Source organism: Streptomyces sp. NBC_01257 (assembly GCF_035917255.1).
Classification (GTDB): Bacteria; Actinomycetota; Actinomycetes; order Streptomycetales; family Streptomycetaceae; genus Streptomyces.
The window spans coordinates 2,128,312-2,152,001 of record NZ_CP108472.1; the positions used below are offsets into that span (position 1 = coordinate 2,128,312).

Genomic DNA, 23,690 nt, shown 5'->3' on the forward strand with positions numbered 1-23,690 from the left:
CAAAAGGTCCCTCGCGCTCGGCAGGCCCCCCGGGGATCCAGCGTCCGCTGTCCCTCCGGGCCCGGCATCGACGGGCGAGTGATGCGCCAGCGTACGCGAGTTCGGCAGGGCCACACGTGGCCCATCTCATACCCCGTCGCGCCGTCGAGTGTGGCGTACGCCACTGCGGGCGCTCGCCCCGGGCCCCCTCATGGCCACCGCCTCGACCTGCGACGACCGGCCGGTGGGCCGCTGGGACACGGGTCCCCGGAGCGTTCACCGGGGTTCGCGGGGCCCGCGTCGGGTCCCCGCCGAAGGCGTCCAGTAACCGGACCGATACCGTCCGTTCGGCCCCGCGGGAGCCCGGGGCAATAGCACTTCGCCATCCGGTGCGCTTTTCCTTCAATCACCGAATTCGCTTGGGGAACGGCCGCCGAGTAAATGCGGGGGAAGCGCCCCGGGATTCTCCGGGCCGCGGGAAAATGCAACCGGACTGAGACATAGTCCACATCACATCGTCATCACAAAGCGGCCGGATCGACCGGGCCACCCACTCACTCGCTGTAACGTCGATTGGGTGCGTACCGACATCTTTGCCCGTCTGGACCGGGAGCCGGAACCGCCGAAGATAGAGACACCGCGGATGAGCCGTCACCGCATCGCTCTCTTCGGCGGGACGTTGGCGTTCTATGTGGCCATCGTCGTTGCCGTGCTCATGTCGTCCTGGCTGGTGACCCTCGACTGGAAGGTCATGCTCTTCCGGCCGTACCAGCAGTGGCCGGGCATCCACGCCTTCCTCGACTACTACGTCGTCCTCGGCCAGCGCGGACCGACGGCGGTCATGGTCGCCTGCTGGCTGGGCTGGCGCTCCTGGCGGCAGCACACCCTGCGGCCCCTGCTCACGCTGGGCGCCTCACTGCTGCTGCTCAACGTGACGGTGGGCGCGGTCAAGATCGGCCTCGGCCGGCTCGGACCGCACTACGCCACCCAGATCGGCTCGGCGGAGCTCTTCGCCGGCGGCGATATATTTCCCTCCGGCCACACCGCCAACGCCGTCGTGACCTGGGGAATCCTCGCCTACCTGGCGGCCACCCCGAGGGCCAGGCGGTACCTGTCGGCCATGTCGGCGATCGTCTCGCTCGGCGTCGGTCTGACCACGGTCTACCTCGGCACGCACTGGCTCAGCGACGTGGTCCTCGGCTGGGCGGCGGGACTGCTGATCCTGCTGGGCCTGCCCTGGGTGGAACCGCTGATCACCCGGGCCGAGAACTGGATCTTCGCCGCCCGCGAGCGCCTGGGCGCGCGCGGCGGGGCCCCTGCCCCGGCACCCGTCGCGGCGGACACCCCCCGGCCCGTGCCGGCCGCCGTGCCCTCCGTGGGCGAGGCGGCGGCGCAGAGCGAGGCCCGGGAGCCGGTCAGTGCGAGCGGACCCCCCACGGCCGTGGTCACGGCCGTCACCGGCCGCCCGCGCGCCCACAGCACGCCTCCGGCACACCAGGGCCATCCGGCGCGCTCCGAGCGGACACCGGTCACCCCGGCCGGCAGCCGCCGCCCGCCGCACGCGGACCGCACCCCGCGCGGCGGTACGGCTCCGGCCCGGCCGGTGGCCGGCGGCTGACCGCACAGCCTCGCGGGAGCGGCGCGCACCACCCCGTACAGCACGAAGGCCCCGACTCCGGTCGGGGCCTTCGCCGTGCGTCGGGGGCGGGGAGTCTCAGCCGGTCCAGCAGCGCCTGACGACGCCCCCGTCGACCTCGAAGTTGATGCGGCCGCCCAGGAACTCCATGGTGATGACGGTGCCCGGCGGCAGGGCTCGGACCGTGGTCCAGCCGCGCTCCCGGGCCCGCCGTTCGGCGGTCTCGGCGGCGAGGCCGACGTATGCGCCGGTGGCGTCGTCGGGCTGGGCGGAAGGAGTCGGTATGGGTGCCATGCCTCTCACCGTAGGCGGCCGCGCGCGGCGGCGGAAGCCGGGGCACCACCCCGCCGCAGCGCATCCTCACGTACCTCGCCGGTCACACTTGTGTCACAGGATCACCACAGGCGAACCCTTCGAACTTCTTCACCCGAACGTGCGATTCAGCATGGGACACACAGTAATCACACAGGACCGGAAACGATCATCGGCAGGGGTCGGAATGGGCCGGAAAACAAGCGGAATACTCACTACCGGGTGACGTCGAATTTTCGCCGCAATGACCCCCCGTAAATGAACACACCACCGGGAATTCACCCTTCCTTATCGCACCCTTATCCGGAGGTGACGATATCCACACCATCGCACCACCCCGCCGCTCCGGGCACCGGTCCGCCCGTATAGCGGACACCCGGATCATCCGCATTCCGGCACCGGCACCGCCCCTGGCAACCGCCCCGGCACGCGCGCACAGCGCGTCCGCCGGGGCCCGGCACACAGGCGGACACCGCCCCCTTCACGCGCAAGTGCGACTCCCTGGCATTCAGGGACGTGTCCACGCATATCGGGTGTGGCCGTCGTGCCCGGTTCGATTCTGTTCCCCTTCTCGCGTGACCCCGGCAGCGGCTCACCCGTTGTGTCCTTCATGAGCCGGGAACCGCCCGGCGCACGTACCGAGTTCGAGGAGCCACCCGTGCCGCGCATGCTCGACGTCAGCGAGGACGTACGCGCCGAGATCGGCGACGCCGAAGCCGACCGGCTGCTCGTCGGCGACAACGCCCCCGGCAGTTACGACTGCACCTCCTGCCGCACCCCCGGCGACTCCGAGCAGGAGCGCACCAGCACGGTGCTGTTCGTCGGCGACGAGACGGCCGTCCTCGCCTTCGCCCACGCGACCTGCATCCCCTCCCAGGTCGTCCAGGTCGCCGAGGAGCAGCTGCAGGGGGCCGTCCGCAGCATCACCGGCGGCGAGCAGGAGGAACAGGACCGGCTCACGCCCGATCAGGCGGTCCTGGGCATCACCAGCGGCCTCGTCCTGATCGACGACGAGCTGCACCCCGCCCTGGTCGTCGAGCCGACCGGGGCGATCGCCCGCCCCGGCACGGACGGCAGTGGCGGTGACGAGTTCCTCCAGCTGCTCCTGGAGCAGGGATTCCACCCGGTGCAGCGGATGGACCAGGTGCCCGAGGTGCTGCACGGCTGGTCGATCCTGCTGGCCATGGGGCAGCTGCACGCCGTGCTCCAGCCCGGCACGGGCGGCGGCTCCCCGGTGGCCTGGTGGCAGGCGCACGCGCCCCTCCAGGTCACCGAGGGCTGGCGGACGGCGGCCAACAAGTCGCAGACCGTGCTGGTCTACGCCGCACCGGCCGGCTCGATCGGCCAGCAGCCCCGCGAGGACCTGCTGCGCGACGCCCTGGAGAAGGCCGCGGCCGGCGGAATCCTGGTCGCCGCGGCGATGCCGCTGGCCGGGACCTGATCATGTCCGTGCACCCCGTGCACCCGCGGCGAACAGCTATTTCTCCCGCGGGACCGCATCCGACGGACGGCGGGGTCGTTGGCACATACGTGCACTCATACGACCCCTCCCACCAGCGTCCGAGCCCGATCCCTGCGATGCGTCCCGCGCAGGACCCATCGGGCGGCCCGTCCCACACCCCGATCTACGACGCGCTGTACTCCGAGTACCGCAGGTCGTTCCGGGCGTTGCCAGGTGACCGGAGCGGCGAGGAGAGTCTGGGCCTGCCGGCCTTCGGGGCCGGGCTCTTCGGCTCCCGGACCTCCCTGAGCAGCCACTCGGGGCACGGCGGGACGGGCAGCACGGCCGGTGGCACGGGCGGGCACGGCAGCGGGCCGAGCACCCACACCGGGAGCCTCGGCTCGTGGCAGCGCGTCGGACGGCACGCCGGACGCGTCCAGCCTGCGGCGCTGCCGCCGGGCTCACGGGGAGCCTGACCGCACGCAAGAGCCCCTGACCGCTCGTACACCGAGTGGTCAGGGGCTCCGTCGTGTCCGGGGCTCCTGGAGCCCCTGAGACGCCGTGACGCCGTCCCTGGCGCTCACGCGCCGGGCGGCGTCACCGGTCGGCTACTTGTTGCGGCCGCGCTTCTCGCGGACCCGCACCGAGATGTGGATCGGGGTGCCCTCGAAGCCGAACTCCTCGCGCAGCCGGCGCTCGACGAAGCGGCGGTAACCGTGCTCCAGGAAGCCGGACGCGAAGAGCACGAAGCGCGGCGGCTTGGTGCCCGCCTGGGTGCCGAAGAGGATGCGCGGCTGCTTGCCGCCGCGGACGGGGTGCGGGTGGGAGGCGACGATCTCGCCGAGGAAGGCGTTGAGCCGACCCGTCGGGACGCGGGTCTCCCAGCCGTCCAGGGCGGTCTCGATCGCCGGGACCAGCTTCTCCATGTGCCGGCCGGTGAGGGCCGAGACGTTGACCCGGGGGGCCCACGCGACCTGCGCGAGCTCCGTCTCGATCTCGCGCTCCAGGTAGTAGCGGCGCTCCTCGTCGAGGGTGTCCCACTTGTTGAAGGCGACGACGATCGCGCGTCCGGCCTCGACGGCCATGGTCACGATGCGCTGGTCCTGCACGCTGATCGACTCGCTGGAGTCGATCAGGATGACGGCGACCTCGGCCTTCTCCACGGCGGCGGCGGTACGCAGCGAGGCGTAGTAGTCCGCGCCCTCCTGGAGGTGGACGCGGCGCCGGATGCCGGCCGTGTCGATGAACTTCCAGGTGATGCCGCCGAGCGTGATCAGCTCGTCGACCGGGTCACGGGTGGTGCCGGCCAGCTCGTTGACGACGACGCGGTCCTCGTTCGCCACCTTGTTCAGCAGCGAGGACTTGCCGACGTTCGGGCGGCCGATCAGTGCGATGCGGCGCGGTCCGCCGAGCGCGGTGCCGAACGACTGGGCCGGGGCCTCGGGAAGCGCCTCCAGGACGGCGTCCAGCATGTCGCCGGTGCCGCGGCCGTGCAGCGAGGAGACGGGGTGCGGCTGGCCGAGACCGAGCGACCAGAGCGCGGTGGCGTCCGCCTCGCCGCTCTGCCCGTCGACCTTGTTGGCGCAGAGCACGACCGGCTTGCCGGAGCGCCGCAGCAGCTTGACGACGGCTTCGTCGGTGTCGGTGGCGCCGACCGTGGAGTCGACGACGAAGACGACCGCGTCGGCCATCTCGATCGCGTACTCGGCCTGGGCGGCCACGGAGGCGTCCAGACCGAGGACGTCCTGCTCCCAGCCGCCGGTGTCGACGACCTTGAAGCGGCGGCCCGCCCACTCGGCCTCGTAGCTGACGCGGTCACGGGTGACGCCCGGCTTGTCCTGGACGACGGCCTCACGACGGCCGATGATCCGGTTGACCAGCGTCGACTTGCCGACGTTGGGGCGGCCGACGACGGCGAGAGCGGGGAGCGGTCCATGACCGGCCTCGCCAATGGCGCCCTCGACGTCCTCGGGGTCGAACCCCTCCTGCGCGGCGAGCTCCATGAACTCCGCGTACTCGGCATCGCCAAGTGCTCCGTGCTCGTGGTCCGAGCCGCCGGAGTGAATCTGGTCGTTCATGAAGTCCGTTCCTCTTTGCATCATCATCGATGGACCACGCAGCACGCGGTCCACTACTCAAGTCTTACCCGGTGCGCCCGGTGAGGCGCCCGGCCTGCTCCAGGTGGCCGGTCAGCCGCCCCTGGATCCGCACGGTCGCCTCGTCCAGCGCCCTGCGCGTCCGACGGCCGCTGCCGCCCACCACGCCCTCTTGCGCCGCGAATGCCTCACCGAAGACGACATCGACGCGGCTGCGCAGCGGAGGCAGTGCCGATATCAACCGTCCGCGGCGCTCCGTGCTTCCCAGTACGGCCACGGGCACGATCGGCGCTCCGCTGCGTACCGCGAAATACGCGAGCCCGGCGCGCAGCGAGGCGAAGTTCCCTTCGCCCCTGGTGCCCTCGGGGAAGATCCCGAGCACCCCGCCGTCCTCCAGCACGCCGAGGGCGTGGGTGATGGCGGTGCGATCGACGGTCGTGCGGTCCACCTTCAGCTGACCGATTCCGCGCAGGAACGGGTCCAGGGGGCCGACGAACGCCTCTTTCTTGATCAGGAAGTGGACGGGCCGGGGCGCGGTGCCCATCAGCATCGGCCCGTCGATGTTGTGCGAGTGGTTCACCGCGAGTATGACGGGTCCGGAGGCGGGGACCCGCCACGCGCCGAGGACACGGGGCTTGAAGAGCCCGTACATCAGCCCGATCCCGATGCCGCGCCCGACCGCCGCTCCGCGCAGCGTGGGTGCGCCCGTGGCAGGTGTCACTTCGCGGCCTGCTTCTCCCCGACGAGGGTGACGACGCACTCGATGACCTGCTGGAGGGTCAGCTCGGTGGTGTCCACCTCGACCGCGTCGTCCGCCTTGGCCAGGGGCGAGGTCTTGCGGCCGGAGTCCGCGGCGTCCCGCTTGATCAGCGCCTCCTTGGTGGCGGCGAGATCGGAGCCCTTGACCTCACCGCTGCGGCGGGCGGCACGCGCCTCGGGCGACGCGGTCAGGAAGATCTTGATGTCGGCGTCGGGCAGCACGGTGGTGCCGATGTCGCGGCCCTCGACCACGATGCCCTTCTCCGCCCCGGCGGCGATGGTGCGCTGGAGCTCGGTGATCCGGGTGCGCACCTCGGGGACGGCGCTGACGGCGCTGACCTTGGAGGTGACCTCCTGGGTACGGATCGGGCCGGCGGCGTCCTCGCCGTCGACGGTGATCGTGGGGCCGGTGGGGTCGGTGCCGGAGACGATGACCGGCTTGGCGGCCGCCGTCGCCACCTCCGTCGCGTCGTGGACGTCGATGCCGTTGTTCAGCATCCACCAGGTGATCGCCCGGTACTGGGCACCGGTGTCCAGGTAGCTGAGGCCGAGCTGGGCGGCGACGGCCTTGGACGTGCTGGACTTGCCGGTGCCGGAGGGGCCGTCGATGGCGACGATCACTGCGGCCGGGGCGGTCCGGGCGGCGGTGCTTACGGTTTCCACGGTGGTGGACACCTTCCTGGTACACGGGGTGGGCGGGACGGGGACGCGCGAACCCGCCCCGCACAAGGTTACCGAGTGTCGGCGTGCTCCCGACCACCCCTGTGGACAAGTGCCTCCCGGCCCGGTGCCCCAAGGGCTACTGCCGGATCGACCAGCCGCGCTCGCGCAGGGCGTCGCTCAGCGCGGGGGCCGCACTCGGCTCGACCATGAGCTGGACCAGACCCGCCTGCTGACCGGTCGCGTGCTCGATCCGCACGTCCTCGACGTTGACCCCGGCCCGGCCCGCGTCGGCGAAGATCCCGGCCAGCTCGCCGGGGCGGTCGCTGATGAGGACGGCCACGATCTCGTACGAGGAGGGGGCGGCGCCGTGCTTGCCGGGGACCCTGACGCGGCCGGCGTTGCCGCGGCGCAGGACGTCCTGGATCCCCTCGGTGCCCGCGCGCCGCTTGTCCTCGTCGGCGGACTGGAGCCCGCGCAGGGCGGTGACGGTCTCGTCGAGGTCGGCGGCGACCCCGGCGAGGACGTCGGCGACGGGTCCGGGGTTGGCGGACAGGATCTCCACCCACATCCGCGGGTCGGATGCCGCGATCCTGGTGACGTCCCTGATGCCCTGCCCGCACAGGCGCACCGCGGTCTCGTCGGCCTCCTCCAGCCGGGCGGCGACCATCGACGAGATCAGCTGCGGGGTGTGGGAGACGAGGGCGACGGCCCGGTCGTGGGCGTCGGCGTCCATGACGACCGGGACGGCGCGGCAGAGCGCGACGAGCTCCAGGGCGAGGTTCAGCACCTCGGTGTCGGTGTCACGGGTGGGCGTGAGCACCCAGGGGCGGCCCTCGAAGAGGTCGGCGGTGCCCGCGAGCGGGCCCGAGCGCTCCTTGCCGGCCATGGGGTGCGTACCGATGTAGGGGGTGAGGTCGACGCCGAGCGCCTCCAGCTCGCGGCGCGGGCCGCCCTTGACGCTCGCGACGTCGAGGTAGCCGCGGGCGACACCGTCGCTCATGGCGGCGGCCAGCACGGTCGCGGTGTGGGCCGGCGGCACGGCGACGATCGCCAGGTCGACGCGGCCCTCGGGCGGTGTGTCCGTGCCGGCGCCGAGGGCGGCCGCCGTGCGGGCCGACTCCGGGTCGTGGTCGACGAGGTGGACCGTGATGCCGCGCCCGGAGAGGGCGAGGGCTGCGGAGGTGCCGACGAGGCCCGTTCCGATGACGACGGCGGTTCTCACTGGGCGATGTCCTTGCGGAGGGCGGCGGTGGCGCCGAGGTAGACGTGGGCGATCTCGGACTTGGCGAGATACGTCTCGACATGGGCGAGGATCCGCACCACCCGGGGCATGGCACCTTCGATGTCCAGCTCCTGGGCGCAGATCAGCGGTACGTCGACGATACCGATCCCGCGCGCCGCGGCGGCCGGGAAGTCGCAGTGCAGATCGGGGGTGGCCGTGAACCAGATGCTGATCAGGTCGTCGGGGACCAGGCTGTTGCGTTCGAGGACGGCGGTGAGCAGGGCGCTGACCTGCTCGTCCATGTGTCCGGCCTCGTCCCGCTCCAGCTGGACGGCTCCGCGGACCGCTCGTACCGCCACGTCGTGCTCCTTGCCTGTGCCTGCCGCATCTGCGCTTGTGTTTCAGCGTAGAGGGGCGGTGCCTTCCGCTGCCGGGCCGCCCTGTCCGTGAGACGCGGCGACGGCATGCGCGCGGGCGCGGGTGCCGTGGTGCGGTCCCCCGCACCCGCGCCCGGCGGCACGGTTCAGAGCTGCTGCTCCCGGATCAGGTCCTCGATCGAGCCGCCCTGGGGCACCTCACCGGCCGGAGTCAGTTTGTCGACAGTCTTCGGCAGCGACCTGGCGATCTCGTCCGCGGCCTGCTCGGTGGAGACCCCGGCGTCCTGAGCGACCTTCCGGAGCGTCTCGTCCGGCAGGGCCTCGGCGATCTGCGCGCCGCTGACCGGCTTGTTCTCGCCGGTGCCGACCCACGACTGCGCCTGGTCGACGAGCCCGGACTTCGTGAGCATGCCGATCAGCCCTTCGAGTGCGTTGCCGCTGCCGCCGCTCCCGCCCTTGGCCCCGCCCAGCGCTCCGAGCAGTGAGCCGAGGATGTTCCCGGCGCCACCGGCGCCACCGCTCTGACCACTGCCGCCCAGCAGACCGCCGAGCAGGCTACCGAGATCGTTTCCCGCCATGGTTCCGCCTTCCGAAAGGGGATGATTCATCGACAATGTCGGCCAGATCCGGAGCCGCTGCCACTCGGACGCGACGGCCCCCTCGCGTACCCTCCCCGCATGATCACTCCCGGCGACGAGGCCCTGGTGCGCGACCACACGGTCTACTCCTGTGTGATGGGCTCGCGGGCGTTCGGTCTGGCCACGGACGCCAGCGACACCGACCGGCGCGGGGTGTTCCTCGCCCCGACCCCGCTGTTCTGGCGGTTCGACAAGCCTCCGACGCATGTCGAGGGGCCGGCCGACGAGCAGTTCTCCTGGGAGCTGGAGCGGTTCTGCGAGCTGGCGCTGCGGGCCAATCCGAACGTGCTGGAGTGCCTGCACTCGCCCCTGGTGGAGCGGATCGACGCGACCGGCCGGGAACTCCTCTCGTTGCGCGGGGCCTTCCTGTCCCGGCAGGCCCATCAGACCTTCGTCCGGTACGCGCTGGGGCAGCGCCGCAAGCTGGAGGCCGATGTCCGGCAGTACGGGGCGCCGCGCTGGAAGCACGCGATGCACCTGCTCCGGCTGCTGACGAGCTGCCGGGACCTGCTGCGCACCGGCGAGCTCATCATCGAGGTGGGGTCCGCCAGGGAGGAGCTGCTGGCGGTCAAGCGGGGCGAGGTGGCCTGGCCGGAGGTGGAGCGGCGGATGACCCGGCTGGCGACGGAGGGCGACGAGGCGGCCGCCGTCTCCCCGCTGCCGGAGCTGCCGAACCGGGCACGGATCGAGGACTTCCTGATCCGTGCCCGGCGGGCGTCGGCCCTGGCGGTGTCACCGGCCGGTGAGGGCCCTACGGGCTGAACCCGGCAGCCGCGACCGGCCGGCGGCCGCCCCTCAGACCGCTGCCGCCTGCACAGCCGCCGGTTCCGGGACCGCCCGCGGGGCGAGCCGGGCGCGTACCACCAGGTCGTGCAGCGCGTCGAACGCGCCCGGAGCATCCGGGAGCCCCGAGCCGGCCTGCGCCTCGTCGAGCACCCGGTGCAGCGACTCCACGTCCCGGGCCGCGGTGGGACCGTCCACCCCGTCCGCTCCCCCGTGCTCGGCCGCGGCCTTGGCCGTGATCAGTCCGGGGAGGTAGGACGGCGCCGCCACCCGGTCGAGGAGCGAGGGCAGATGGGCCAGCACCTCGCCGTCGCGCATCAGGTGGATGCCGGTGAGCAGCGCCCGGAAGGTGTACAGGAGCGGCTTCAGTTCACCGGTCTTCTCGAAGAGCCGCCACTGGGTGCCGGCGAACCCCCGGTAGTGGTGGGCGTGGTTACGGGTCAGGACGCCGGGGGCCAGCGCCACCAGTTCCGCGTGCGCGGCCGTCGTGTGCACGACCAGGGGCGAGAGCAGCTGTTCCAGCACGTAGCCGTTCGGCTTCAGCATCAGCCGGACGAACTTGCGGAGGTCATGGGTGACCAGGTCCATCTCCACCCCGTCGTCGCTGTCCCACATCCGCGAGCGGGTCTCCTCGGGCTCCCGGAGCCCGACGAGGTCCTCGGCGGGCAGGATGTGGACCCCCCGCAGGTCCACATCCGAGTCCCGGGAGGGGAACCCGTACAGATGCGCCCCGGAGACCGTGGCGAACAGCAGCGGGTGGCGTTCCCCGGCGATGACGGGGGCGAGGTCCGTGACCGGCAGTCCGGCCTCCTGGAGGCCGGTGATGTCGTGGCGCATGGCTCAAGCGTCCCAGAGCGCCGCCAGCGACAGGAGATCGCTCCGGTACTCGATCCGCTCGGACCACTCCTTGGGCCAGGCCGCCGAGCCGAGGTGCGCGCCGGCCAGGGCGCCGGTCAGGCAGCCGAGCGAGTCCGAGTCGCCCCGGGTGCACGCGGCCCGGCGCAGGGCGGTGACGGGTTCGTCGGGGAAGAGCAGGAAGCAGTGCAGGGCGGTGGCGATGGCCTCCTCGGCGATCCAGCCGTCTCCGGTGCTCTCGCAGGGGTCGGTCTCCGGCGACGGGTGGCGCAGGGCGTCCTGGACCCGGGCCAGGGCGGTCAGGCACTCGTCCCAGCCGCGCTGGATGTACTGCTCCGGGGTGGAGTCGCCCGCGTAGCGCCAGAGGTCCCCGAGCCAGCGGGTGAGGTAGCGGCTGCTGTTCTCGTAGGCGTAGCTGCGCAGCTGACCGATCAGGCCCATCGGCTCGGCACCCTGCGCCAGCAGGTACACCGCGCGGGCGGTCAGGTCGGAAGCGGCGAGCGCGGTCGGGTGTCCGTGGGTGAGGGCGGCCTGGAGCTGGGCGGCGCCGGCGCGCTGTTCCTCGCTGAGGCCGGGGACGAGGCCGACGGGAGCGACGCGCATGTTGGCGCCGCAGCCCTTGGAGCCGGTCTGGCTGGCCTCCTGCCAGAGCCGGTCGCTGTCGAGCAGCCGGCAGGCGGTCATGCAGGTGCGGCCGGGGGCGCGGTTGTTGTCGGGTGAGTGGTACCAGGCGACGAACTCGTCGCGCACCGGCCGCACGAGGCGCAGCGGGGTGAGCAGTCCGCTGTCCGTGGCGGTGCGGATTCCGCGGCCGAGGGCCAGGGTCATCTGGGTGTCGTCGGTGACGATCGCCGGCTTCGGCAGCCGCATCTGGCGCCACGGCCCGCACTTGGCGAGGATCGAGGGGACGTTGTTGAACTCGGTCGGGAAGCCCAGTGCGTCGCCGAGCGCGAGCCCGGTGAGCGCGCCGGTGGCGGCCTGTTTGGTGAGGGTCCTGGTCACGATCATGCGCTTCTTCCTTCCGGTCGCAGGAGTGGGGGGTGCAGGGCGGTCGCGGCACCCGCCCGGTACAGGGCGGCCGGTTTCCCCCGTCCGCCGGTGCGGCGCGGCGATCCTTCCGAGGCCTGGACGAAGCCGGGCGTGGTGAGGACCTTGCGCCGGAAGTTGGGCCGGTCCAGCTCGACGCCCCAGACCGTCTCGTACACCTGCTGGAGCTCTCCCAGGGTGAATTCGGGCGGGCAGAACGCGGTGGCCAGGCAGGTGTACTCGAGTTTGGCGCCGATCCTGGTGCGGGCGTGGCCGAGAATGCGGTCGTGGTCGAAGGCGAGCGTGCCGAGGTGTCCGGCGTCCCACCACTGGGCGCTGGCCGCGTCGCCGCCGCCGCGCGGTTCGGGCAGGTCGGGGACGAGGGCGGCGTAGGCGACGGAGACGACCCGCATCCTCGGGTCTCGGTCCGGTTCGCTGTAGGTGCGCAACTGCTCCAGGTGGAGGGCCGAGACGGTGTCCTCGGTCAGTCCGGTCTCCTCGGCCAGTTCCCTGCGGGCGGCGGTCCCGGCGGACTCCCGGGGCAGCACGAAGCCGCCGGGCAGTGCCCAGCGGCCCTTGTACGGATCCTCGCCGCGTTCGACGAGCAGGACGTGCAGCCGCGACTCGCGGACCGTGAAGACGGCGAGGTCGACGGTGACGGCGAAGGGTTCGAAGGCGTGCGGGTCGTACCCCTCGGGGGCGGTGGCGTCGCTCATCGTCGCTCCGGGAGGGGTGCGGCGAAGTCCCAGCCGGCGGCGAGCAGCGCGTCGACGGCCGCGACGGCGGCGGTCAGCCGGTCCTGACGGCTGCCGGTGATCTCGGTGAACGTGCGTCCGGTACGGGTGAGTTCGGCGCGGAAGCGGTCGGTCATCCAGGGCCGCAGCTCCTCGCCGTCGCGCAGTCCGTCGTCCTCGAAGGCGACGCCCTCGTGGTCGGTGAGGAGCCACAGGTGGTGGGTGACCCGGTCGGCCGTCCGCTCGACCAGGGGGTTGCGGCCGCCGACGTACCGCTCGTGCCACACGGTCGTGGCGAAGGAGTCCGTGTCGCAGACGAGCAGCGGCGAACCGGCGCGGGCGGCGGCCTCCTCGCGGGCGTTCTGGGTCTCGGCGATGAGGGGGAAGTCATGGGTGGTGAAGGAGACGTCCTCCCACTGGGCCCCGGGCCACCGGGCGCGCAGCGCGGCCAGCTTCTGTTCGCTGAACTCGCGTCCGTACTCGGCGACATAGCCGGTGTGCGCCCAGATGCCGCCGCGCCGGCGGTAGTGGCCCGCGAGGTCGCGGGCCAGGGTGGTGGTGCCGGTGGACTCGGCTCCGAGGACGACGACCCGGCGGGCGAGCGCGGCCCGGACCGGCGGTTCGAGGAAGTCCCAGCAGCCGGCCGGATCCGCGCGCACGGCGGTGCCGGAGACCGGGAAGACGCTGCGTGCGGGGTCGACGCAGACGGACTCGGCGCCGAAGCGGCGGGCGAGTTCGTCCCCGTACGACTCCGAGGTGAAGACGGCGTCCACGGGTTCGGGCACGGCTCCGGTGAAGACCGCCATGTGGGCGTCCCAGACCGCCGGGTCGTGGAGATCCATCCGGGTGTCGTCCACGGCACCCACCACCGTCACGTCCGGGTGCACCTCGCGCATCCACGCGACCCGGTCGGCGAGCGGTACGGATTCCACCGAGGAGGCGCAGACCAGCACGGTCAGCCGCTCGCAGCGGTCCTGGGCGGTGCGGACGAGGTGGTGGTGGCCGGCGTGCGGGGGGTAGAACTTCCCGAGCACCAGCCCGTGTCCGAAGGGCTTCATGCCACGGCCTCCACGGGTTCCTGCGGGCGGACGGCGAGGTCCCGGGTCCAGTTGCGCAGGCCGATCAGGCACAGCGTCAGGAACCCGGCGTACAGCAGCGAGGTCAGGTAGAGCTCCTTGTACGCGTACAGCGGGATGTACACGAGGTCGGCGGCGATCCACAGCCACCACGACTCGACGAGCTTCCGGCACTGCCCGTACGTCGCCGCGAGGGACAGCGCGGTCGTCAGCGCGTCCCAGAAGGGCACGGTCGAGTCGGTGGCCCGGCCGAGCAGCACGGTCAGGGCGAGGGTCCCCACCGCCCCTGCCGCGAGCAGCCCGGTCCACTCGGTGCGGGTGGTGCGCCGCACCGGCAGTCCGTCCGTCCCTGGTCCACCCCCGTGGGTCCAGGTCCACCAGCCGTACGCGGCAAGGACGATGAAGACGATCTGGAGACCCGCGTCCGCGTAGAGCCCGGACTGGGTGAACAGCAGGATGAAGAAGACGTTGTTGGCGATGCCGATCGGCCAGTTGGCGAGGTGCTGGCGGGCCACGAGCCAGACGCACAGCGCCCCGCTGCCGAAGCCCAGCACCTCGGTCCAGCTGACCGGGGTGTCCAGGACCGTCACCAGGGGTTGCTGCAGGGGATCGAGTACGTCCGCGAGACTCACGCCCGCCTCCTTAATAGTCACTCTGACTATAAAGGCAGAACGGGGGCAGCAAAAGGCCCGCGGCCGGTTCCTGTTCGAAAGTCGGAGGTCGGGAATCGACCACCGGGAACAGGGAACCGGCCGCGGGCCGTGAAGCGGTGAGCGGGGTGGTCTACAGACCGACCTCGCGCATCAGCATGCCCACTTCGGTGTTGGTGAGCCGGCGCAGCCAGCCCGACTTCTGGTCGCCCAGCGGGATCGGTCCGAAGGACGTGCGCACGAGCCGTTCGACGGGGAAGCCGGCCTCGGCCAGCATCCGGCGGACGATGTGCTTGCGGCCCTCGTGGAGGGTGACCTCGACGAGGTAGTTCTTGCCGGTGTTCTCGACGACGCGGAAGTGGTCGGCGCGGGCGTACCCGTCCTCCAGCTGGATGCCGTCCTTGAGCCGCTTGCCCAGGTCGCGCGGGAGCGGGCCCTGGATGGCCGCGAGGTAGGTCTTCTTCACGCCGTACTTCGGGTGGGTGAGACGGTGGGCCAGCTCGCCGTGGTTGGTGAGCATGATGATGCCCTCGGTCTCGGTGTCCAGCCGGCCGACGTGGAAGAGACGCGTCTCACGGTTGGTGACGTAGTCGCCGAGGCACTGGCGGCCGTCCGGGTCCTCCATGGAGGAGACGACACCGGCCGGCTTGTTCAGCGCGAAGAAGAGGTACGACTGGGTGGCGACGGTCAGGCCGTCGACCTTGATCTCGTCGTGGTGGACGTCGACGCGCATGCCCTGCTCGACGACGATCTCACCGTTCACCTCGACGCGGGACTGCTCGATGAGCTCCTCGCACGCGCGGCGCGAGCCCATGCCGGCCCGGGCGAGGACCTTCTGCAGCCGCTCGCCCTCCTGCTCGGCGCCCGGGTGGGTCTTGGGCGTGTTGATCTCGGGCTTGTTCGCGTACCTGTCACGGTTGCGCTGCTCGATCTTGGCGTCGAGCTCGCGCGGGCGGGCCTGGGCGCCGTACGGGGTACGCCGCGGACCGCCGCTCCTGGCGGAGCCGGGCGTCGCCGCCTTCGGGCCGCCCTTGGCACCGCCGCGGGCCGACGCGCCGCGGCCCTTGCGGGTGCCGCCGTCGCCGCCCGGCTTGTCGTTGCCCACGTCGTAGCGGCGCTCCTCGGGGCGGGGCCGGCGGGGGCGCTGCTCCTGGTTGTCGTCGCGCCCGGAGCCGGACACGCGGGGGCTCGGGTTGCTGTTCCGGCCGGTGCCGCTGTTGTTCCTGCCGCCCGCGCCGCCGCTCCTGCCGCCCGCGCCGCCGCTGCTCCTGCCGCCGCCGCTGCCGCCGCTGCTCCTGCCGCCCGCGCCGCCGCCGCTCCTGCCGCCGCCGCTGCCGCTTCCGCTGTTCCTGCCACTGCTTCGCATCAAAAATCCGTCTTGTCGTCTGCGTGAGTATCCGGGGTGTCCGGTGCGTCCGGATCGAACGACGGCACACCCTCTAGCGTCTCAGCCTCGATCGCGTCCGCCTCGGGGAGGAAGGGCGCGAGCTCCGGGAGCTCATCCAGGCCACGCAGGCCCATCCGCTCCAGAAAGTAGTTCGTCGTCCTGTACAGGATCGCACCTGTTTCGGGTTCCGCGCCCGCTTCCTCTACCAGACCCCTCTGCAGCAGGGTCCGCATGACCCCGTCACAGTTCACTCCACGCACCGCGGAAACCCTCGAACGGCTCACCGGCTGGCGGTACGCGACGACCGCCAGGGTCTCCAGCGCGGCCTGGGTGAGACGGGCGTGCTGGCCGTCCAGGACGAAGCCCTCGACCGCCGCCGCGTACTCCGGGCGGGTGTAGAAGCGCCAGCCGCCCGCGACCAGCCTGAGGTCGAAACCGCGGCGCTGCACGGTGTACTCGTCGGCCAGCTCCCGCAGCGCGTCCGCGACGGCCCGCCGGGGCCGCTCCAGCACCTTGGCCAGGTGCTCCTCGGTGGCGGGCTCGTCGACGACCATGAGGACGGCCTCCAGGGCCGGCTTGAGATCGAGCTCCGCGACGGTGGAACCGGTGACGTCCTGCTCGCTCATGCCTTCACGTCCCTCTGCGCGTCCCGCACGTCCTGTGCCTCCTGGTCGAACTCGTCCGTCACGGCCGGCTCCGCTCCCTCTCCCCCGGCCCAGCGCACCATGAGCTCGCCGAGCGCCTCGTCCTGGTCCAGGGCGACGGCCTTCTCCCGGTAGAGCTCCAGCAGCGCCAGGAACCGTGCGACGACGGTGAGGGTGTCCGGGGCGTCCGCGGTCAGCTCCCGGAAGCTGATCTCGCCCGCCTCCCGCAGCCGCTCCACCACGATCCCGGCCTGCTCGCGCACGCTGACCAGCGGGGCGTGGATGTGGTCGATGTAGACCTGGGGCCTGGGCTTCGGCTGCATCGCCTTCACGGCGAGCCGGGCGAAGCCCTCGGCCCCGATGCTGATGACGACGTCGGGCAGCAGTTCCGCGTGGTGCGGTTCCAGTCCGACGGTACGGGGGAAGCGCCGGCCCTCGGATTCGAGGCGGGCGCTGAAGATCTCGGCGATGCGCTTGTACGCGCGGTACTGGAGCAGTCGCGCGAAGAGCAGGTCCCTTGCCTCCAGGAGCGCCAGGTCGCCCTCGTCCTCCACCTCGGCGGAGGGCAGCAGCCGGGCCGCCTTCAGGTCGAGGAGGGTCGCGGCGACCACGAGGAACTCGGTGGTCTGGTCGAGGTCCCAGTCGGGCCCCATGGCCCGGATGTGGGCCATGAACTCGTCGGTGACCTTGGACAGGGCGACCTCGGTCACATCCAGCTTGTGCTTGGAGATGAGCTGGAGCAGGAGATCGAACGGCCCCTCGAAGTTCGCCAGCCGAACGGTGAAACGCCCGTCGTCGGGAGTGGGGGCGGGAGCGGGAGCGGGGGCTACCGCCGCAGGGGCCTCGTCGACCACAGGCGCCTCGTCCACCACCGGCGCCTCGTCCACCACCGGCGCCTCGTCGACCGCAGGCGCGTCGTCCACCACCGGAGCCGGGAGGACGTCCCCCGGCCCGCGGCCCAGTGGGCGGCGGGAGGTGCGGGCGGGCTGGTCGGGCGTCGGCATGGAGTTCCAGGGTGCGGCGGGACACGGTCGGCGGGCGGCGGCCCGTACGGGAGGGCCGGACCGCCGGACGGCGGCGGACCCTCTCCGGCAGGCTACCGGCGCCGCACCGCTCAGCGGCCGCGCAGCCGCCGTACGAGGATGCTCGCGTCGCCCCGCGACTCCAGGTCCGCGAGGACCACCGCGACCGCCTCACGGACGATGCGTCCGCGGTCGACGGCCAGTCCGTGCTCGCCGCGCAGCACGAGACGCGCGTGTTCGAGGTCCATCAGCTCCTCGGCGGAGACGTAGACCGTGATCTTCTCGTCGTGGCGCTCCCGGCCGCTGGGCCTGCGGTTCGCGCCGCGCCCGCCACCACGCCTGCGCTGCTGCTGCACGACGGGTGCGGGAACCGGTTCCTGCGAGGACGGCGGCTGCGGGCGGCGGCCGGCCTGTGCGGCCACCGCGACCCGGTCGTTCTCGCCGCCGCGGCTGCGCGAGTCACCGGCGTCGGCGTCCGCCGCGGAGTGTTCCTCCTGCGCGGCGGGGGCTGCACCGGCGGGGGCCTCGGAGCCCTCTCCGGACGCCTCGGTCCCGGCCTCGGCCTCACCGGCCGGAGCCGGCACCCGGGTCTCGCCGTTCGCCTTGCGCCGCCGCTCCGCGGGGGACGAGGACTGCAGCCCCATCCCCCCGGTGGTACGGAACAGTTCGTCGGCCCCGGGCAGACTCACTCGGCGTGACACCGGGCGAGCACCTCCCTGGCGAGCTGGCGATAGGCGGCGGCACCGACCGAGTTGGAGGCGTACGTGGTGATGGGCTCACCGGCGACCGTGGTCTCCGGGAAGCGGACCGTGCGCCCGATGACCGTGTGGTAGACGTGGTCGTCGAAGGCCTCGACGACGCGCGCGAGGACCTCGCGGCTGTGCACCGTACGGGAGTCGTACATGGTGGCGAGGATGCCGTCGAGCTCCAGTTCCGGGTTGAGCCGCTCCTGGACCTTCTCGATGGTCTCGGTGAGCAGCGCCACCCCGCGCAGCGCGAAGAACTCGCACTCGAGCGGCACTATCACCTTGTGCGCGGCGGTCAGCGCGTTCACGGTGAGCAGGCCGAGCGAGGGCTGGCAGTCGATCACGATGTAGTCGTAGTCGGCCATCAGCGGCTTCAGGGCGCGCTGCAGCGTGGACTCCCGGGCGACCTCGCTGACCAGCTGGACCTCGGCGGCCGACAGGTCGATGTTGCTCGGCAGCAGGTCCATGTTGGGCACGGCGGTCTTCAGGAGGACCTCGTCGGCCGCCATGCCCCGCTCCATGAGCAGGTTGTAGACGGTGAGGTCGAGCTCCATCGGGTTGACGCCGAGGCCGACGGACAGGGCCCCCTGCGGGTCGAAGTCGACGAGCAGGACGCGCCGGCCGTACTCCGCGAGCGCGGCACCCAGGTTGATGGTCGACGTGGTCTTGCCCACGCCGCCCTTCTGGTTGCACATAGCGATGATCTTCGCGGGGCCGTGATCGGTCAGCGGGCCCGGGATGGGGAAGTAGGGCAGGGGGCGGCCGGTCGGGCCGATCCGCTCGCGGCGCTGCCGGGCGGCGTCGGGCGCGAGGGTGGCCGCGTACTCCGGATCGGGCTCGTACTCGGCGTCTGGGTCGTAGAAGTGCCCCTGGGGCGCTTCGTCGAAGTCGGCGAAGTGGGCGGTGTCCCGGCCACTCTCGTTGCCGGCCATGGCGTTCACGTGTAGGCCGTCCATCATCTGGGGGGCTGTCGTCATGTGCTGGTGGGTGGCGAAGGTGCGGACAGCGACGGAGCCGACAGCCTCCAGCCCGTTCGGGCTCTGGCCCCGCGCCGGCATCCCTGGATGAACACCCCCGGGAGTAAATGTCGACTCATTCACAAGTCGTCTTACCTCCTTGGACGTGACCAGGAAACTTATCGATAGGTCAGCGTGGCACCATGCCGACGATTGGCGACTCTATGGCGTGTCACCGGTCCGCAGCAACACAATCCGCCGGACCCGGCCCGTTGTGTCGGCAATCGAACACCCCGCTGTCAAGGGCGCGCAGCCCTTCGGGCGCACTTTTCGCGGGGGCACGAATCGGTTAAAGGGTTACGTTCGAGACGAGTTGCGCGCGGCCCCGGGAAGGCCCGACACGCGTCCGGCCGGACCTTGCTCGGCAAGGTCCGGCCGGACGCGTGAGGTTGACGATCGGTGTTGACCCGTCAGCCGAGAAGCGTGCTCAGTTCGACGTGGTCGAGACCGTGCGCCTCGGCGACCTCGCGGTAAACGACCTGCCCGTCATGGGTGTTGAGGCCCTTGGCGAGTGCGGCGTCACGGCGCAGCGCCTCGGCCCAGCCACGGTTCGCGAGCTCCACGATGTAGGGCAGCGTCGCGTTGGTGAGGGCGTACGTGGACGTGTTCGGGACCGCGCCCGGCATGTTGGCGACGCAGTAGAAGACCGAGTCGTGAACCATGAAGGTCGGCTCGGCGTGCGTCGTCGGGTGCGAGTCCTCGAAGCAGCCACCCTGATCAATTGCAATGTCGACAAGTACACTTCCGGGCTTCATCTTGGCGACGAGCTCGTTGGTGACCAGCTTCGGGGCCTTCGCGCCGGGGATCAGCACGGCGCCCACGACGAGGTCCGCCTCGACGACGGCCTTCTCCAGTTCGAAGGCGTTGGAGACGACGGTCTGCACCTTGGTGCCGAAGATCTTGTCGGCCTCGCGGAGCTTGTTGATGTCCCTGTCGAGCAGCGTGACGTGGAATCCGAGACCGACGGCGATCTGCGTGGCGTTCCAGCCGGAGACGCCGCCGCCGATGACGACGGCCCGGCCGGCCGCCGTGCCGGGCACACCGCCGGGCAGCACGCCGCGGCCGCCGACCGAGCGCATCAGGTGGTACGCGCCGACCTGCGGGGCCAGCCGGCCCGCGACCTCGGACATCGGGGCGAGCAGCGGCAGCGCGCGGTTCGCGGTCTCGACGGTCTCGTAGGCGATGGCGGTGGTGCCGGACTCCAGCAGCGCGTCCGTGCACGCGCGGGAGGCGGCGAGGTGCAGGTACGTGAAGAGGGTCTGGTCCTTGCGGAGGCGGTGGTACTCCTCGGCGACCGGCTCCTTGACCTTCAGCAGCAGGTCGGCGGTGGCCCAGACCTCGTCGGCGGTGGGCAGGATCTGCGCCCCGGCGGCGACGTACTCCAGGTCCGTGATGGAGGAGCCGGCCCCGGCGTTCTCCTCGACGACGACCTGGTGGCCGTGGCGGACGAGCTCGTGCACACCGGCAGGCGTGATCGCCACGCGGAACTCGTTGTTCTTGACTTCGCGGGGGATGCCGACCTTCACGTCGATCACGGTCCTTGGCTCAGAGGGTTATCCGGGCATAGCCATACATACCCGGATAGACACAGCGTAAATGGAGACACCGCGAAGACCCGCGGCAGAGCCAGTCTAATGAAGGGCTTCCCGCTGTCTAGCCTTACAAAGCATTAATTTTCTGTCGATGGACTACGGATTTCGTAGGCTGCGCTCTCCTCGCCCAGCAATCTCTCGGCCGCACCCCTGTGCAGACCCGCGGCCGCGGGGTCTCCGAGCCGGTCCAGCGTGTCGGCCAGCCGGAGCTCCAGAGCGGCCTGCAGCCGCAGGTCCTTGGCCTGCCGCGCCCATTCCACGGCCTCCCGGCAGGTCTGCAGCGACTCCTGCGGACGGCCCGCGTACTCCTGGACCCGGGCGACCTCGCTGAGCGCCCGCGCCTGGGCCGGCAGGTCGCCGAGCCTGCGGTAGCCGGCCGCCGCGGCCCGCCAGCTCCGCAGCGCCTCCCCGTACCGGCCGGCGTAGGTGTGGACGGTGCCGATCCGCCCGTACAGCCGCGCCTCGTCGGCCCGCTCCCCCTGGGTGAGCCGCTGGGCGAGCGCCCGCCCGTACCAGTCGGAGGCCCGGTGGAAGTCGCCCAGCTCGGCGTAGGCACCGCCTACGGATTCCATCGCGCGGCCGGTGGCGTACGGGTCCTTCGCGGCCCGTCCGGCGTCCAGCGCGGCCCGGTAGCGCGCCAGCGCCTCCCGGGTCCGGCCGGTCCCGGCGTCGAGATCCGCGAGGTTGAGCAGAGCGGCCGCCCGCTCCCGGGGCAGCTCGCGCCGCTCCGCCACGGCCAGCACCAGACCGTGCAGTCCGTAGAGATCGGGCGCGGCCGCCTCGGTGCCCTCGTGCGCGGCCAGCGCCCGTACCAGGGCGGCCACCAACCGCCTTGCCAGGGTGTCGAGTTCACCGTCCTCGACGGCGATCCTGGCGGAGGCGAGCAGCGCGGGCCGGCGGCTGCGCAGCCATGCGGCGGCGGCCTCGGGAGCCGGGAACCGCAAGGAGCGCGGCAGCCCGGCCAGCTTGCGCCGGGCCGGGGAGCCTTCGGGTTCGGTGACCGCCCGGCAGGACTGGAGCAGCCGCACGGTGCGCTCCAGCATCCGGGCGCGGGCGAGCTGGATCTCGGCCGGGCGGTCCCGGTCCTCCAGCAGCGCCCGCAGCAGCCCGGCGAGGCAGCCGGGCACCTCGTACTGCGGCTCCTCGGCCCCGTCGGCCCGCAGCAGGCCCAGCGTCACGAAGTCGTCGAGGGTGGTCCGGGCGGCCGAGACGGAGCAGCCGGCCAGCGCCGATGCGGTGTGGGCGTCGGCGAGCCCGGCCGGGGCGAGGGAGAGCAGACGCAGTATCCGGGCGGCGGTCGGCGGCAGCGAGTCGTGGACCAGCCGGAACGCACGGGCCAGCGGGCGGGCGCCGGTGGGCTGCTCGGCGTCGTCCGGCAGCTCCCGCAGCTGTTTGGTGACGTCGGCCACCGAGGCCGTCGGCCGGGTGGCGAGCCAGCCGCCGATCATGACCAGTGCGGCGGGCTGGCCCCCGCACTCCTCGGCCAGGGTCTCGGCCGTCAGCGGGTCGACGGTGATCCTGACCTGGCCGATGGCACGGGCGAGCAGCTGGACGGCGGAGGCCGCGTCCAGGCCGCCGAGGGTGCAGGGCCGGACACCGGGGATGCCGGTCAGCGGGCCCTGGGAGGTGGCGACGACGAGGCAGTCCGGGTTGTCCGGCAGCAGCGGGTCGACCTGTTCGGCGTCGGGTGCGTCGTCGAGCAGCAGCAGGACGCGGCGTACGGCGAGCGCCTCGCGGACCATCTCGGTGAGTTCGTCCGCGTCCGCGCCGGGCGGTCCGGCCACGCCGAGGCCGCCGAGGAGTTCGCGCGCGGCGCGGTCGGCGGGTACGGGGGTGCCGTCGGGTTCGGTGAGCCGGACGCGGATCAGCCCGTCGGGGTAGTCACCGGTGCCGAGCAGCCTGCGGGTGAGTTCACCGGCCAGCGCGGTGCGGCCGGAGCCGGGGCGTCCCGCGATCAGCAGGACCCGGGCCCGGCCGCTCTTGCGCCCGGCCATGGTGTCCAGTCCGGCACGCTCGATATCGGCCCGGAGTTCCTTCAACTCTCGCTCGCGCCCGAAGAATTGGACTGGCTCGACGGTGTCCGGCTCCTCGGTCCCCGCTGCCTCGGCCGGGCCGCTGGTGTCCACCGCCTGATCCGTCACGGGCCACGCTCCACTTCGCTGCACGCGTCGCCCGCCGGGACTCCGGTCAGGGCGTTCCGAGCGTAGTTCAGGCGGGTGGGCGAATCGGGTGGAGCGCGGCGGAGACGTCCCCCGATCGGATCAGCATTTCTTCCGATCGGGGGACGTCCGGGAGGGTGCGCACAGGGTCCCGCGGACGGTTCCGCGGGGTCCCCGACGGTCCGTCAGGCCTCGAACGGGCGGGCGGGCCAGGGGGCCTCCGCGGGCCGCAGCGCGTCGGTCCCGTCGCCCGCGCGCGCGGCGGCCAGTGCCAGCACCCCCACCACCAGGCAGCTGTTGTGCAGGTCCCCGGCGAGCACGCCCCGCACGAGGTCCTGGAGCGGCACCCGGGCCACCTCCATGTCGGCCTCCTCCTCGGAGACCTCGAAGCGCTCCCCGTCCGCCTCGGAGATGTTCCGGGCGAGGAAGATCCGTACGGCTTCGTCGCAGCCGCCGGGCGTGGTGTAGATGTCGGTCAGCACCCGCCAGTCCTCGGCCTTGACGTACGCCTCCTCGTAGAGCTCGCGCTGCGCGGCGTGCAGCGGGTTCTCGCCGGGGACGTCGAGCAGTCCGGCCGGGATCTCCCACAGCTTGTGGCGCACCGGGTGGCGGTACTGGCGCAGCACGAGGACGCGGTCCTCGTCGTCGAGCGCGAGCACGGCGACCGAGCCGGGGTGGACCTGGTAGTCGCGGCGCACGACCGTGCCGTCGGGCATCTCCACGTCATCGGTGCGGACGCTGGTCTTGTTGCCCCGGAACGGAGTCACGGTCGCGGTGACCGGCCACTCCTCGGGCGTGTCCTGGAAACCCATCTACGTCCTCCCACAAAAAACAGTGACCGGGGTACCCGTCCTCGAAGGACGGGTACCCCGGTCAA

The 23,690-nt window shown here is 72.0% G+C and carries 24 protein-coding genes; 4 read left to right on the forward strand and 20 right to left on the reverse strand.

The annotated features are described in order from the left end of the window. The first annotated feature begins 556 nt into the window (after positions 1–556). Positions 557–1,597, forward strand: a complete 1,041-nt coding sequence (locus OG408_RS08810) for a phosphatase PAP2 family protein (RefSeq protein ID WP_326669243.1) — start codon at positions 557–559, stop codon at positions 1,595–1,597. 96 nt (positions 1,598–1,693) lie between these two features. Here OG408_RS08810 and OG408_RS08815 read toward each other — a convergent pair whose 3' ends face one another. Continuing rightward, positions 1,694–1,909, reverse strand: coding sequence for an I78 family peptidase inhibitor (locus OG408_RS08815; RefSeq protein WP_266777081.1), 216 nt, complete (start codon positions 1,907–1,909; stop codon positions 1,694–1,696). A gap of 676 nt (positions 1,910–2,585) precedes the next feature. Between OG408_RS08815 and OG408_RS08820 the strand changes: the two genes are divergently transcribed. Both OG408_RS08820 and OG408_RS08825 read left to right on the forward strand, forming a co-directional pair. Beyond that, complete coding sequence (locus tag OG408_RS08820; protein ID WP_266777082.1) at positions 2,586–3,368, forward strand: hypothetical protein; 783 nt, start codon at positions 2,586–2,588, stop codon at positions 3,366–3,368. Positions 3,369–3,505: 137 nt separating this feature from the next. Then, positions 3,506–3,844, forward strand: a complete 339-nt coding sequence (locus OG408_RS08825; RefSeq protein WP_266777083.1) for a hypothetical protein — start codon at positions 3,506–3,508, stop codon at positions 3,842–3,844. A gap of 132 nt (positions 3,845–3,976) precedes the next feature. Here OG408_RS08825 and der read toward each other — a convergent pair whose 3' ends face one another. The 6 genes from der to OG408_RS08855 form a co-directional block, all read right to left on the reverse strand. After that, complete coding sequence (der, locus tag OG408_RS08830) at positions 3,977–5,446, reverse strand: ribosome biogenesis GTPase Der (protein WP_266777084.1); 1,470 nt, start codon at positions 5,444–5,446, stop codon at positions 3,977–3,979. A 64-nt stretch (positions 5,447–5,510) separates the two neighbouring features. Beyond that, positions 5,511–6,185, reverse strand: a complete 675-nt coding sequence (locus OG408_RS08835; protein ID WP_266777085.1) for a lysophospholipid acyltransferase family protein — start codon at positions 6,183–6,185, stop codon at positions 5,511–5,513. After that, the gene (gene cmk / locus OG408_RS08840; RefSeq protein WP_266777086.1) at positions 6,182–6,898 is read right to left on the reverse strand and encodes a (d)CMP kinase; all 717 of its coding nucleotides are present in this window, start codon (positions 6,896–6,898) and stop codon (positions 6,182–6,184) included. Before cmk ends, OG408_RS08835 begins: the two co-directional genes overlap by 4 nt. 124 nt (positions 6,899–7,022) lie before the next feature. Continuing rightward, positions 7,023–8,108: a prephenate dehydrogenase gene (locus tag OG408_RS08845; protein WP_266777087.1), complete on the reverse strand. Its 1,086-nt coding sequence runs from the start codon at positions 8,106–8,108 to the stop codon at positions 7,023–7,025. Next, complete coding sequence (gene aroH, locus OG408_RS08850) at positions 8,105–8,467, reverse strand: chorismate mutase (RefSeq protein WP_266777088.1); 363 nt, start codon at positions 8,465–8,467, stop codon at positions 8,105–8,107. Before aroH ends, OG408_RS08845 begins: the two co-directional genes overlap by 4 nt. A 164-nt stretch (positions 8,468–8,631) precedes the next feature. After that, positions 8,632–9,063, reverse strand: coding sequence for a YidB family protein (locus tag OG408_RS08855; RefSeq protein WP_266777089.1), 432 nt, complete (start codon positions 9,061–9,063; stop codon positions 8,632–8,634). 99 nt (positions 9,064–9,162) lie between these two features. On the opposite strand from OG408_RS08855, the gene OG408_RS08860 reads away from it, so the two are divergent. After that, positions 9,163–9,885, forward strand: coding sequence for a nucleotidyltransferase domain-containing protein (locus OG408_RS08860; protein WP_326669250.1), 723 nt, complete (start codon positions 9,163–9,165; stop codon positions 9,883–9,885). 33 nt (positions 9,886–9,918) lie between these two features. Here the strand turns inward: OG408_RS08860 and OG408_RS08865 are convergent, their stop codons facing one another. From OG408_RS08865 to OG408_RS08925, 13 genes are all read right to left on the reverse strand, one after another. Continuing rightward, a complete protein-coding gene (locus OG408_RS08865; RefSeq protein ID WP_266777091.1) occupies positions 9,919–10,743 on the reverse strand; it encodes a nucleotidyltransferase domain-containing protein in 825 nt (274 codons plus the stop codon). A gap of 3 nt (positions 10,744–10,746) precedes the next feature. Next, complete coding sequence (locus tag OG408_RS08870; RefSeq protein WP_266777092.1) at positions 10,747–11,769, reverse strand: ADP-ribosylglycohydrolase family protein; 1,023 nt, start codon at positions 11,767–11,769, stop codon at positions 10,747–10,749. Continuing rightward, the gene (locus OG408_RS08875; RefSeq protein ID WP_266777093.1) at positions 11,766–12,503 is read right to left on the reverse strand and encodes an NUDIX hydrolase; all 738 of its coding nucleotides are present in this window, start codon (positions 12,501–12,503) and stop codon (positions 11,766–11,768) included. Before OG408_RS08875 ends, OG408_RS08870 begins: the two co-directional genes overlap by 4 nt. Beyond that, complete coding sequence (locus OG408_RS08880; RefSeq protein ID WP_326669254.1) at positions 12,500–13,579, reverse strand: AAA family ATPase; 1,080 nt, start codon at positions 13,577–13,579, stop codon at positions 12,500–12,502. The genes OG408_RS08875 and OG408_RS08880 overlap by 4 nt, the downstream gene beginning before the upstream one ends. Beyond that, the gene (gene pnuC, locus OG408_RS08885; protein WP_266777095.1) at positions 13,576–14,229 is read right to left on the reverse strand and encodes a nicotinamide riboside transporter PnuC; all 654 of its coding nucleotides are present in this window, start codon (positions 14,227–14,229) and stop codon (positions 13,576–13,578) included. The genes OG408_RS08880 and pnuC overlap by 4 nt, the downstream gene beginning before the upstream one ends. 151 nt (positions 14,230–14,380) lie before the next feature. Beyond that, positions 14,381–15,613: a pseudouridine synthase gene (locus OG408_RS08890; RefSeq protein ID WP_285568371.1), complete on the reverse strand. Its 1,233-nt coding sequence runs from the start codon at positions 15,611–15,613 to the stop codon at positions 14,381–14,383. Beyond that, positions 15,613–16,260 carry an SMC-Scp complex subunit ScpB gene (gene scpB / locus OG408_RS08895; protein ID WP_266777097.1) on the reverse strand — a complete coding sequence of 216 codons (648 nt, stop codon included), beginning with the start codon at positions 16,258–16,260 and terminating at the stop codon, positions 15,613–15,615. Before scpB ends, OG408_RS08890 begins: the two co-directional genes overlap by 1 nt. After that, entirely contained in the window at positions 16,257–17,282 is a 1,026-nt protein-coding gene (locus OG408_RS08900) for a segregation and condensation protein A (protein ID WP_326669257.1), read from the reverse strand. The genes scpB and OG408_RS08900 overlap by 4 nt, the downstream gene beginning before the upstream one ends. 110 nt (positions 17,283–17,392) lie before the next feature. Then, the gene (locus OG408_RS08905) at positions 17,393–17,989 is read right to left on the reverse strand and encodes a hypothetical protein (RefSeq protein ID WP_266786039.1); all 597 of its coding nucleotides are present in this window, start codon (positions 17,987–17,989) and stop codon (positions 17,393–17,395) included. Further along, complete coding sequence (locus tag OG408_RS08910; protein ID WP_323177982.1) at positions 17,986–19,104, reverse strand: ParA family protein; 1,119 nt, start codon at positions 19,102–19,104, stop codon at positions 17,986–17,988. The genes OG408_RS08905 and OG408_RS08910 overlap by 4 nt, the downstream gene beginning before the upstream one ends. A 368-nt stretch (positions 19,105–19,472) precedes the next feature. Continuing rightward, positions 19,473–20,588, reverse strand: coding sequence for an alanine dehydrogenase (gene ald / locus OG408_RS08915; protein ID WP_326674499.1), 1,116 nt, complete (start codon positions 20,586–20,588; stop codon positions 19,473–19,475). Positions 20,589–20,731: 143 nt separating this feature from the next. After that, the gene (locus OG408_RS08920; protein ID WP_326669260.1) at positions 20,732–22,795 is read right to left on the reverse strand and encodes a tetratricopeptide repeat protein; all 2,064 of its coding nucleotides are present in this window, start codon (positions 22,793–22,795) and stop codon (positions 20,732–20,734) included. Positions 22,796–22,998: 203 nt separating this feature from the next. Then, positions 22,999–23,625, reverse strand: coding sequence for an NUDIX domain-containing protein (locus tag OG408_RS08925; RefSeq protein WP_266777100.1), 627 nt, complete (start codon positions 23,623–23,625; stop codon positions 22,999–23,001). Positions 23,626–23,690: the final 65 nt, after the last annotated feature.